Source organism: Pseudidiomarina taiwanensis (assembly GCF_003987435.1).
In the GTDB taxonomy this organism is placed as follows: domain Bacteria; phylum Pseudomonadota; class Gammaproteobacteria; order Enterobacterales; family Alteromonadaceae; genus Pseudidiomarina; species Pseudidiomarina taiwanensis.
The window spans coordinates 140,861-152,896 of sequence record NZ_PIQG01000001.1 but is presented as its reverse complement, the minus strand read 5'-3'; the positions used below and the strand labels follow the sequence as shown (position 1 = coordinate 152,896).

Genomic DNA, 12,036 nt, shown 5'->3' with positions numbered 1-12,036 from the left:
GCTCCCTAGCAATACCCAAATGACATAAGTTTTTGATAACGCTGGTCGATTAAACCTTTGCCGTCCAGGCTCTCTAACTCGGCCAAATCGGCAAGCAACTGTTGTTTCAAACTCGCGGCCATTTGTTCGTGGGCACGATGCGCTCCGCCAATAGGTTCTGGGATGATTTTATCAATCAGGCCAAGCTCAAGTGATTTATCGGCCGTCACCCCCATCGCTTCGGCAGCAAGCGGGGCTTTCTCGGCACTTTTCCAAAGAATTGAAGCACAGCCCTCTGGTGAAATCACCGAGTAAGTCGAATATTGCAGCATATTAACCCGGTTGCCGACACCGATAGCTAACGCGCCACCTGAGCCACCTTCTCCAATCACGGTACAAATTACAGGGACGCTCAAACGTGACATCACTTTCAAGTTACGCGCGATAGCTTCTGATTGGCCCCGTTCTTCGGCACCGATGCCAGGGTATGCACCAGGTGTATCAATAAAGGTAATCACTGGCATTTTGAAGCGCTCAGCCATTTCCATCAGGCGCAGTGCTTTGCGATAGCCTTCAGGTTTTGGCATACCGAAATTACGTAAGATCTTTTCTTTCGTTTCACGCCCTTTTTGATGACCAATAATCATCACTGGCTTACCATCAAGACGCGCTGTTCCACCGACAATCGCGTGATCGTTTGCAAAGGCACGATCGCCTGCAAATTCGTCAAAATCGGTAAACATATGCTCGATATAATCCAAGGTATACGGGCGCAATGGGTGGCGGGCCAACTGGGCAACTTGCCACGCACCAAGGTCACCAAAAATCTTCTCGACCAGCTCTTCGCGCTTTTCTTGCAAGCGCGCAATTTCTTCTTCGATCGAAATATCAAAGTTACCTTTTGCCCCAACCGCTTTTAACTCTTCAATTTGTGCTTGGAGTTCAGCGATTGGTTGTTCAAAATCTAAAAATTGCAGACTCATTTAAAATTCCAATGCAACGTGATTCTTGCCAAGTTGGACTTCCAACTCATGAATTAATTCATCCGACGGGGTCACATACCAGTCTGTACCCGCGGCAAAGGTGCCATGATAATCATTGTGAACATAGCATAAATGCAGGGGGGTTGTCCCCTGACGGTACGGTTCAATGATATTGCGTAACTGCGCAACACCCTTTCCCTCAAGTTGTTCCGGGCGAACCTTCAGTAATAATGCTTTGGCATACTGTTCACGCGCTTCAATGATAGTTTTCACCTCGCGAGCGGACATTGTATTGCCCCCCGAGTAATCATCAAAGCTGACCTCTCCTTTAATCCAAAGAATTTGGTCTTTTTCGAGTAAATGCTGGAAGTTCTCGTAGGTTTGCGCAAAAAACCGCACATCCAAGCGGGCAGTCTTGTCATCAAGCGTCACGATGGCCCAACGTTGTCCCTTTTTGTTCACCAAGGTGCGCACATCGATGACCAAACCAGCAACAGTTGTTACTTGATCGCGCCCCGTTGGCTGGACTTCACTCAAGGTGCCGGCGGCATAATGTTTAAGCTCGCTACGATAACGATTGACCGGATGCCCAGTCAGATAGAGCCCGAGCGTCTCCCGTTCACCTTCAAGCCAGTGTGCTTCTGACCATTTGGGGACGTTTACGAATTCATGTTCAATCGATTCCGCCTCAGCAGATGGCGTCACCAACACGCCAAATAAATCACTTTGGCCAATTTCTTCAGCGCGCGCATGCTGCTCTGCCTGCTTCATGGCCTTTTCTAGCGTTGCCATCATGCTCGCTCGATGTGGTCCAAGCGAATCCATCGCCCCGGCACGGATCAAACGCTCCATCACCCGACGGTTTAATTTCTTTAAATCCACACGACAACAGAAATCAAATAAGTCAGTGAATGGACCGCCTTCTTCACGCGCCGCGAGAATCGCTTCAATCGGACCCTCACCCACACCCTTGATTGCACCGATGCCATAAACCACCCGGCCTTGCGCATCGACTGTGAACTTGTAGCGGCCACTATTCACATCAGGCGGCAACAGGGTCAGCCCCATATTTTCACATTCATCAACAAGGGTGACGATCTTGTCGGTATTGTCCATATCGGCACTCATCACTGCCGCCATAAACTCGGCCGGGAAGTGCGTTTTCATCCATAAGGTTTGATACGAAACTAAAGCGTAAGCTGCTGAGTGCGATTTGTTAAAACCATAACCAGCGAACTTCTCAACTAGATCGAAAATTTTAATCGCAAGCTCAGGGTCGATTCCATTTTCTTTAGCGCCAGCCTCAAATACAGCCCGTTGTTTGGCCATTTCTTCGGGCTTTTTCTTACCCATCGCACGCCGCAATAGGTCAGCGCCACCGAGTGAGTAGCCAGCGAGCACCTGGGCAATTTGCATCACCTGCTCTTGGTAAAGAATCACCCCATAAGTCGGCTGCAGAATCGGAATCAAACTCTCATGTTGATAATCTTTATCGGGATAAGACAGCTCTTCGCGACCATGCTTCCGATCGATAAAGTTATCTACCATCCCCGACTGCAATGGTCCGGGACGGAACAGCGCGACCAGTGCAATAATATCTTCAAAACGATCCGGTAAGAGCTTTTTGATCAGCTCTTTCATACCGCGTGATTCAAGCTGAAATACTGCGGTCGTTTGGGCCTTTTTGAGCAGTTCAAAACTGGCTTTGTCATCCAGTGGAATGCGATTGATATCAATCGGCTCTTCGCCATTGCGTTGACGTCGTTGATTCACCATTTCGAGCGCCCACTCGATAATGGTCAGGGTTCTCAAGCCAAGAAAGTCAAACTTCACTAAGCCTGCCGCTTCGACATCATTTTTGTCGAATTGGGTCACCGGATGTTTGCCTTCATCATCACAATACAAGGGCGAGAAATCAGTTATTTTCGTCGGTGCAATGACCACCCCACCCGCATGCTTACCGGCATTACGGGTGACGCCTTCCAAGGTACGTGCCATATCAATAAGATCTCGCACATCCTCATCTTGCTCATACATTTCAACCAGACGCGGTTCAATTTCGAAGGCTTTCTCTAGGGTCATTCCCGGATCGCCAGGGACGAGTTTAGTGATTTTATCGACAAAGCCATAGGGGTGCCCGAGCACACGCCCCACATCACGAATGGCAGCTTTTGCCGCCATGGTACCGAAGGTAATAATCTGCGATACCGCCTCGCGACCATAAAGTTCGGCAACATGGTCAATCACCTCATCGCGCCGATCCATACAGAAATCGATATCGAAATCGGGCATTGATACCCGCTCTGGGTTGAGGAATCGCTCAAATAGCAAATCCAACTCGAGTGGATCGAGATCGGTGATTTGTAGCGCGTAGGCCACCAATGAACCTGCGCCCGAGCCCCGCCCTGGACCGACCGGAATGCCGTTGTCTTTTGACCACTGAATAAACTCCATGACGATCAAGAAATAGCCCGGGAAACCCATTTGATTGATCACTTCGAGTTCAGTTGCGAGCCGTTCATCATACTCTTTACGACGCTCAGCACGCTCAACTGGGTCTGGGAATAAGTCGATGAGGCGACGCTCGAGCCCCTCTTCTGATTTCTTCACCAAAAACTCTTCAGCCGTCATCCCTCCGGTGGGGAATTCCGGTAACACGTAGTGGTCAAGACGAACGGTTACGTTACAACGTTTGGCAATTTCGACGGTATTGGCAAGCGCTTCTGGAATATCCGCAAAGAGCTCCGCCATTTCGGTAGGGCTTTTCAGGTATTGCTGCGCCGCGTATTTTTTGGGTCGACGCTTATCATCAAGGGTATAGCCATCAGCAACCGCAACGCGCACCTCATGTGCATAGAAATTATCCTCTTCGAGGAACACCACTTCATTGGTTGCCACGACTGGCAGGTCATGCTCTGCAGCAAACGCAACTGCGGCATGGATATAATCATCCTCTTGCGGGCGTCCAGTACGGGCCAGTTCTAGATAAAATCGGTCGCTAAAGTACTGCTGGTAAAACTCTAACGCCTGCTCTGCATCGGTTTGTTTACCTTGCAATAATTTACGCCCAAGCTCACCCTCGCGCCCGCCACTTAATAGAATTAAGCCGCGATGATGCTGCGCCAACCACTGCTTATCAATACAAGGACGGCCTTGCCGATGACCGGCTAAATAGCCCTTACTAATCAATTGCGTGAGCTCTTGGTAGCCATCATTATCCATCGCCAAAGCAGTAAGGCGAGTCACCGGCTCATCCGGCTCTTCTGCGTCGATAACCCAAAGGTCAGCGCCAATAATCGGCTTTAATCCAAGTTTTTCTGCGGTGCGATAAAAGCGGACCAGACCACACATATTCATTTGATCGGTCAATGCTAGCGCTGGCATCTGCTTAGCTGCGGCAGCCTCGCACAAAGGTCCAACTTTGGCGAGCCCATCGATCATTGAAAAATCGCTGTGCACACGCAGGTGAATAAAGCTTGGGTTATCGGTGTTAATCGCGTCGCTCATGCAGTTTGGTTATTAATTCCTGATAGCAACTATTGTGCCGTATGCCAGTGCTGATGTCATGCGAAGTTTAGGTATAAAAAAGGCAGCTCAGATGAGCTGCCTTGTGCGTGCTATGTTTGGCTATTAAAGCGCTGCCAACGCTGCATTCAAGATAGCTGAAGGACGCATTGCCTTATCAACTAAGTCAGCATCAGGCTGATAGTACCCGCCGATTTCAACGGCATGTCCCTGCACGCCATTGAGCTCAGCAACAATCTCTTGCTCACGCTCGGCCATAGTTTTAGCCAATGGTGCAAAGCGTTCAGCCAATGCCGCATCAGCGCTCTGTGCCGCCAAAGCTTCAGCCCAGTACATGGCGAGATAGAAATGGCTACCACGGTTATCAATTTGGCCTAACTTACGCGCTGGAGACTTGTTGTTATCCAAGAATTTAGCAGTCGCCTTGTCCAAAGTATCCGCAAGTACTTGCGCACGCTGGTTACCAGTACGCTGAGCAAGATGCTCAAGCGATGCGGCTAAAGCGAGGAATTCACCGAGCGAATCCCAACGCAAATAGTTTTCCGCAACAAACTGCTGCACGTGCTTCGGAGCAGAACCACCCGCACCCGTCTCAAACAGACCACCGCCATTCATCAACGGAACGATTGACAGCATTTTCGCCGACGTACCCAGCTCTAAAATTGGGAACAAGTCAGTCAAATAATCACGCAATACGTTTCCAGTGACAGAAATGGTGTCTAGACCTTGCTTCATCCGCTCTAATGAGTGGGTCGTTGCTTCGGTCGGCGCCAGAATACGAAGGTCAAGACCTGAGGTGTCATGGTCTTGCAGATAAGTATTCACTTTTTTAATCAATTGAGCATCGTGCGCACGGTTCTCATCTAGCCAGAATACCGCCGGCATGCCACTGAGACGTGAACGTGTCACTGCAAGTTTGACCCAGTCGCGAATTGGTGCGTCTTTAACCTGACACATACGCCAAATATCGCCCTGCTCAACTTGATGTGAAAAGACTTCTTCACCGGCTTGGTTAAGGACCACTACCGTCCCTGCTTCAGCAATTTCGAAGGTCTTATCGTGTGAACCGTACTCTTCAGCTTTCTGTGCCATCAAACCAACGTTTGGAATCGTGCCCATGGTCGCCGGATCGAATGCACCATGCTCTTTACAGAAATCGATTGTCGCTTGGTAAACGCCAGCGTAACAACGGTCTGGAATCATGGCGACGGTATCTTTTTGACCGCCTTCGCGATCCCACATTTTACCGCCATCACGGATCATCGCAGGCATTGACGCATCAATAATCACGTCGCTTGGAACATGTAAGTTAGTGATCCCTTTATCTGAGTTCACCATGGCCAACTCAGGCTGCTCAGCGTAAAGTGCATCAAGGTCTGCTAAGAAAGCATCACGCTGATCAGCTGGGAATTGATCGAGCTTGGCAACAACATCGCCAAAGCCATTGGTCGCATCCACGCCAACTTGCTTGAATAAGTCTGCATACTTGTCAAATAGCGGCTTAAAGTAAACCTTCACCGCATGACCAAACATGATCGGGTCAGAAACCTTCATCATGGTTGCTTTCAAGTGCAGCGATAGCAACACATCACGCTTGTCTTTCAGCGCTTCGGTTTCGCGTGCAAAGAATGCTTGTAATTGCGCTACGCTCATCCGCGCTGCATCAACGACTTCACCCGCTTGTACCGCGATATCTTGCTTCAATACGGTCTCGCCAGCTGCGCTGCGTAAGACGACTTTGAGGTTATCAGCTGCAGCAAAGGTTGTTGACTGTTCACTGCTGTAGAAATCACCATCGTCCATATGCGCAACACGCGTCTGCGAATCTTTGCTCCAAGCTCCCATACGGTGCGGGTTCTTTTTCGCATAATTTTTAACTGAACTCGGAGCCCGACGATCTGAGTTCCCCTCACGCAAGACAGGGTTCACTGCAGAACCTTTGATCTTGTCATAACGCGCTTTGATTTCTTTTTCTTCGTCAGTTTTCGGCTCAAATGGATAATCTGGCAATGCGTAACCCTGCTGCTGCAATTCTTTGATACATGCAGTAAGCTGCGGGATCGAAGCCGAAATGTTTGGCAACTTGATGATATTCGCTTCAGGTGTTTTGGCCATCTCGCCTAGCTCAGCTAGGGCATCACCAATGCGCTGTTCTTCTTTCAAGTACTCAGGGAAGTTTGCAATTACGCGTCCCGCAAGTGAGATATCACGTGTCTCTACAGCAACGTCTGCAGCGGCAGTAAAGGCTTTGATGATAGGCAACAACGAATACGTCGCTAAACGCGGTGCTTCGTCTGTTTCAGTATAAATAATCTTTGAAGAATCGTTCGACATAGTCTTTCCTATTGGTGAAATTCGTTCAAATGACGGCTAAAAAAGTGCGCAAATTATAGCAAGATTGGGGCGCTGAGACCAGTCACCCATTGGTATAAAAAAGCCCACCATGCGGTGGGCTTTTGCAGTTCAGCGCTAACGCTTAGTCAATCGTTGGCGTAGTTAAACCACGACGCTCGAGTAATGCATCAACAGTCGGCTTTTGGCCGCGGAAGTTGATGTACTGCTGCATGGTGTCAATGCTGTTACCTTTTGACAAGATTTCTTCCCGGAATGCTTGCCCGTTTTCTAGGGTTAAGCCACCTTGATCTTGTACGTATTTAAAGGCATCTGCCGCCAATACTTCAGACCACATGTAAGCGTAATAGCCTGCTGAGTAGCCACCCGCAAAGACATGAGCAAAGAAGGTTGACTTGTAGCGTGGTGGCACGGCATCAACCGCAACGCCATTACGCTCAAGTGCTGCCTGCTCGAATGCTGCAACGTCTTCGATCAAAGGTGCATCAGCGCTCAGCGTGTGATATTCAAAGTCCAACAAAGCAGAGGCGATATACTCAAGGGTGTCGTAACCCATATTGAAGTTTTTCGCTGCCATTACTTTATCAAGGAGCTCTTGTGGAATTTGCTCGCCGGTCTCGTAATGTTTCGCCATGTTGGCGATGACTTGTGGGTTCAACGTCCAATCTTCTTGGAAAGTTGATGGGAACTCCACGTAGTCACGCGATACCGAAGTACCGGCAAGTGACGGGTAGTACACATCCGAGAACTGACCATGCAAGGCGTGACCAATTTCATGGAACATAGTACTTACTTCATCAAAGCTCAATAAGGTTGGCTCGCCTTCAGGCGCTTTGGTGATGTTCATGTTGTTCAAAATAACCGGCTTATTACCAAGCAGGTGTGATTGAGACACAAATGAACTCATCCATGCACCACCGCGCTTGCCAGGACGGTTAAACCAGTCACCGTAGAACAAACCAAGGCTTTCGCCGTCAACATCCATCACTTCATAGACTAAGATGTCGTCACCGTAGGTCGGAATGTCGTCACGCTTCTCGAAGGTGATACCAAAGAGCTGGTTCATTGCGTAGAACACACCATCTTCAACGACACGGTTAAATTCGAAATACTGTTTCACTTCACTTGAATCAAGTGCGTATTTGTCGGCACGCACTTTCTCTGCGTAGTAAGCCCAGTCCCAAGGTTGAACTTCAAAATCACCGCCTTCAGCGATAATCATCTCTTGAATCGCAGCTTTTTCCGCTTCAACGTTGCTCACCACTGCCGGGACTAAGTCACGCAGCATTTGTTGCGCAGCTTCTGGCTCACCTGCCATGCTGGTTTCTAATACATAGTCACCCCAGTTACGGTAACCAAGGAGATCAGCTTTTTGTGCACGAAGTTGAGCAAGACGTGCGACCAGTGGACGGTTATCTGTTGCCGTGTTCCCGGTGCCACGGAACGCAGATGCACGCCAAACTTTTTCACGTAGCTCACGATTTTCAAGTGATTGGAGAATGGGTTGACGCGTAGTATTGGTGATTTTGATCACATATTTACCATCGTGCCCTGCTGCGGTCGCGGCTTTTGCTAATGATTGGATTTGCGCATCACTCAGACCAGCCAACTCAGCAACATCATCTACAACGATCATGTTTTCATCGGCTAAAGCCATTAAGTTACGCTGAAATTCAGTCGTCAGTGAGGCAATTTCAGAGTTCACTTCACGAATTTTAGCTTGTGCCGCTTCATCTAGTTCAGCACCAGCGCGAACGAAATCAGTGTAGGTCTCTTCAACTAAGCGGAGATCTTCACCAGTCAAACCATCGCGTGCTTCATACACTGCTTTAACTCGTGCAAACAAGTCAGGATTGAGCATGATGTTGTCCCGATGCTGCGCTAACAATGGCGCCATTTTGCCTTGCAAAGCACGGGTCTGGTCGTTACCGGCAGAACCTGCAACGTTGTAAAACACTGAGGTTACGCGACCGAGTAAAGCACCACTTTTTTCCATTGCAACAATAGTATTCTCTAATGTTGGCGCTTCTGGGTTGTTAGCAATTGCCGCGATTTCTTCACTGTGTTGCTCCAGGCCTGCCAGCATTGCTGGCTCGTAGTGTTCAAACTTGATCGTATTAAAATCAGGAGCATGGAAAGGTAAGCTGCTCTCAGCATAGAAGGGGTTACTTTGATTAAATTCAGTTGCAGCAACCTCTTGCTGCGCAGCAACTGGAGTTTGTTCAGTTGCCGGTTGATCAGAGCAAGCAGTCATTGTTACTGCTGCACCAATCGCAATTGCGATAAGACTCTTACGCATGAGATGGTTCTCCATGACTATTAGTTGGCCCACTACCATAGCAGATAGCGGAAATAATTGTACGTGGGATAATGTAACCGCAGGTAACACTCGGCTCAAGTGTAACTTACAGCGTAAAGCGAGCAGTTTGCCTGATTTGTGCGTCGCTTGGGTGTTATCGTTTGGAGTATGCTTGAGTGCTTAAAACTTGAGAGAAATGGCGGAACGGACGGGACTCGAACCCGCGACCCCCGGCGTGACAGGCCGGTATTCTAACCAACTGAACTACCGTTCCGCATTTTTACGATGCTGAGAAAGTGGCGGAACGGACGGGACTCGAACCCGCGACCCCCGGCGTGACAGGCCGGTATTCTAACCAACTGAACTACCGTTCCAGCTTTCTCAATGCAGGCTGCTGCCTGCGATTGCGGAGCGCATATTAAGAGCGGAGCCGATTGTCGTCAACCTTTTTTTTTGAATTTCGAATCGTTTGCCGCAAAAACAATCAATCTTAGCGCCAAAGCGGTTCTTTTAACTGCTGTAAACGCGCTTCATGAGCTTGTTCTTCTTCAGCAGATGCGCGAATCACTCGCAATGCAGGTTTATTCTTAAGCGCTGTCCAACCGCGCTGCTCGGTATTGTTTTTGGCTTGTTCACCAGCCAATTCGAGCTTAGTTTGGCCACCCGTCATGGCCAGATAAACATCGGCAAGCAGCTCCGCATCGAGCAAAGCGCCATGGAAGTGACGATTAGAGTTGTCGATGCCAAAAGCTCGACACAAGGCATCCAAGTTGTTCTTCTGCCCGGGGCGTTGTTCCCGCGCTAACTGCAAGGTGTCGAGCACGGTACAATAATCACGCGTGAGCCCCCGCTTGGGCGTTGCGCGCTGAAATTCATGGTCCATAAAACCGACGTCGAATGGGGCATTGTGAATGACCAACTCGGCCCCTTCAATAAAGGCAATAAAATCATCTACTATTGCATCGAAGACCGGCTTATCTTGCAGAAATTCGTTGGTGATACCGTGTACATCGATGGCCTCTTGCTCAACCACTCGCAAGGGATTGATGTATACGTGAAAGGTGTTACCCGTTAATTTGCGTCCAATCACCTCGACCGCACCAATTTCAATGATGCGATGTCCCTGCGCAGGGTCTAATCCAGTCGTTTCTGTATCGAGTACGATTTGACGCATAAATTTATTCCTCATAAACCAGCCACTGTCGCAATCTAAAGCGAATTAGTTTATCGTTGCGAAGCGTTAATCAGGGTTTGTTATTTGAGGGTATTATGCAGCAGAAGACTGTTCACATCTACACCGATGGCTCGTGCTTGGGAAATCCAGGGCCAGGCGGTTATGGTGTCGTGATTGAGTACGGTGCGCATCACAAAGAACTCGCACAAGGCTACCGCTGCACGACCAATAATCGGATGGAAATGCTTGCCGCTATTGTCGCCCTCGAAACGCTTACTCGCCCCTGCCGAATTATCTTAACTTCAGATAGCGACTACATGCGTCAAGGTATCCAGAGCTGGATCAAAAAATGGAAAGTAAACGGCTGGCGCACGGCCAATCGAAAACCTGTGAAAAACGTCGATTTATGGCAACGGCTTGATCAAGCCCAAGCGCGTCATCACGAAGTCGTTTGGGAGTGGGTCAAAGGACACTCTGGCCATCCGCAAAATGAACGCTGTGATGAATTAGCCCGAAACGCCGCCAGTGGGAACGATCTAATCGACGATTCGGGCTTTGAAGGCTCAGTTTAGCAGCCTGAAACCATTGGATATTTGGCTTCTTCCCAAGCCTGCATTCCGCCTGCAACTGAGATAACTTTCGCTTTATCAAAACCCATCCGTTGCAATGACTCGGCAGCAAGCGCACTGCGACCGCCGGTGCGGCAAATCAAATACAATGGCTCGGCTGCAAGCTGTTGCATCGCATCACTCTGTCCCGCTACATCTGGGTGTTGGTCTAATTTCATTTCTAATACGCCACGCGGAATGCTCACCGCTTGCGCAATATGGCCCGCTGCGTATTCACCTGGCTCACGCACATCGATCACCCGCACGCCAGTGGCGATAAGTTGTTGTAATTGATGGACGTCGATTTCCTCGACCTGAGCGCGTGCCTGAGCACAATATTCTTGTGAAGTTAACATGGATACTCCTTAACTAAGTTGTTGCCAAAGAACAAAAACTGCCATTAATACTAAAAACACTGCAAACCCTTTCTGCAAACCTTGCGTCGCGATCCGTTTGCCAATCGAATTCCCCGCAAAGCTACCGACAATGCCGCCAACAATCACAATCAAGATGGCATTCCAGTCGAACACCGCGCCTTGCGCAGCGAGGATCTCATAATACTTATAGAAGCCGACAAAAGATTTTAAGGCAATAATCACCAGCGAGGTGGCGACCGCTTGCTGGATAGCCAACCCACCTAATAACACCAAGGCCGGTACAATTAAGAAACCGCCGCCGACCCCAACAAAGCCGGTAATGACCCCAACCACGGTTCCTTCGAGAATAATTTTTAAGGGCTGGATAGCGATTGGGCCACTCGAACTAACCGGACGCTTGCGCCACATACTCACTGCAGCCACTAACATCAGGACCGCAAAGGTAATCAGCTGCACCGTCGCGCCAAGAATCCCACCAAGCCATGCGCCAGCATAGGTACCAACCATGCCTGGGATACCAAAGAAGGCGACGTGCTTCCAACTAATCAAACCTGAGCGAAGTTTAGGTGTGGTCGCGCCAAGTGCGATAAAGCCAACGATTAATAATGAAGCTGCGATTGCCACATCGGCCGGGAAGGTCAGTAAATAGAGCAACACCGGAACAGTAAGAATTGACCCACCTGAGCCAAACAGCCCCAAGCTGATGCCAATAATGAGTGCGCCTATAATTGCTGCCATG

General features: G+C 49.2%; 8 protein-coding genes and 2 tRNA genes. 1 reads left to right on the top strand and 9 read right to left on the bottom strand.

Going from position 1 to position 12,036, the window contains the following annotated elements:
* Nucleotides 1–5 precede the first annotated feature (5 nt).
* The 7 genes from accA to dnaQ form a co-directional block, all read right to left on the bottom strand.
* Nucleotides 6–962, bottom strand: coding sequence for an acetyl-CoA carboxylase carboxyl transferase subunit alpha (gene accA, locus CWI83_RS00720; RefSeq protein WP_126824378.1), 957 nt, complete (start codon nucleotides 960–962; stop codon nucleotides 6–8).
* Complete coding sequence (gene dnaE, locus CWI83_RS00715) at nucleotides 963–4,469, bottom strand: DNA polymerase III subunit alpha (RefSeq protein WP_126824376.1); 3,507 nt, start codon at nucleotides 4,467–4,469, stop codon at nucleotides 963–965.
* A 123-nt stretch (nucleotides 4,470–4,592) separates the two neighbouring features.
* Nucleotides 4,593–6,821, bottom strand: coding sequence for an NADP-dependent isocitrate dehydrogenase (locus tag CWI83_RS00710; RefSeq protein ID WP_126824373.1), 2,229 nt, complete (start codon nucleotides 6,819–6,821; stop codon nucleotides 4,593–4,595).
* Nucleotides 6,822–6,963: 142 nt separating this feature from the next.
* On the bottom strand, nucleotides 6,964–9,138 hold the full coding sequence (locus CWI83_RS00705) for a M3 family metallopeptidase (protein WP_126824370.1): 2,175 nt from the start codon (nucleotides 9,136–9,138) through the stop codon (nucleotides 6,964–6,966).
* A 197-nt stretch (nucleotides 9,139–9,335) separates the two neighbouring features.
* Nucleotides 9,336–9,412: transfer RNA gene (locus CWI83_RS00700), tRNA-Asp, on the bottom strand.
* Nucleotides 9,413–9,435: 23 nt separating this feature from the next.
* A tRNA-Asp gene (locus tag CWI83_RS00695) sits at nucleotides 9,436–9,512 on the bottom strand.
* A gap of 116 nt (nucleotides 9,513–9,628) precedes the next feature.
* The gene (gene dnaQ, locus CWI83_RS00690) at nucleotides 9,629–10,312 is read right to left on the bottom strand and encodes a DNA polymerase III subunit epsilon (RefSeq protein WP_126824367.1); all 684 of its coding nucleotides are present in this window, start codon (nucleotides 10,310–10,312) and stop codon (nucleotides 9,629–9,631) included.
* Between the two features lie 92 nt (nucleotides 10,313–10,404).
* Between dnaQ and rnhA the strand changes: the two genes are divergently transcribed.
* Nucleotides 10,405–10,884 (top strand): ribonuclease HI, encoded by a 480-nt coding sequence (gene rnhA / locus CWI83_RS00685; RefSeq protein ID WP_198677238.1) that lies wholly within the window; start codon nucleotides 10,405–10,407, stop codon nucleotides 10,882–10,884.
* Here rnhA and CWI83_RS00680 read toward each other — a convergent pair.
* Both CWI83_RS00680 and CWI83_RS00675 read right to left on the bottom strand, forming a co-directional pair.
* Nucleotides 10,881–11,276 carry a rhodanese-like domain-containing protein gene (locus CWI83_RS00680; protein ID WP_126824362.1) on the bottom strand — a complete coding sequence of 132 codons (396 nt, stop codon included), beginning with the start codon at nucleotides 11,274–11,276 and terminating at the stop codon, nucleotides 10,881–10,883. The two genes, rnhA and CWI83_RS00680, sit on opposite strands and share 4 nt — an antisense overlap.
* A 9-nt stretch (nucleotides 11,277–11,285) precedes the next feature.
* Complete coding sequence (locus CWI83_RS00675; RefSeq protein ID WP_126824360.1) at nucleotides 11,286–12,035, bottom strand: sulfite exporter TauE/SafE family protein; 750 nt, start codon at nucleotides 12,033–12,035, stop codon at nucleotides 11,286–11,288.
* Nucleotide 12,036: the final 1 nt, after the last annotated feature.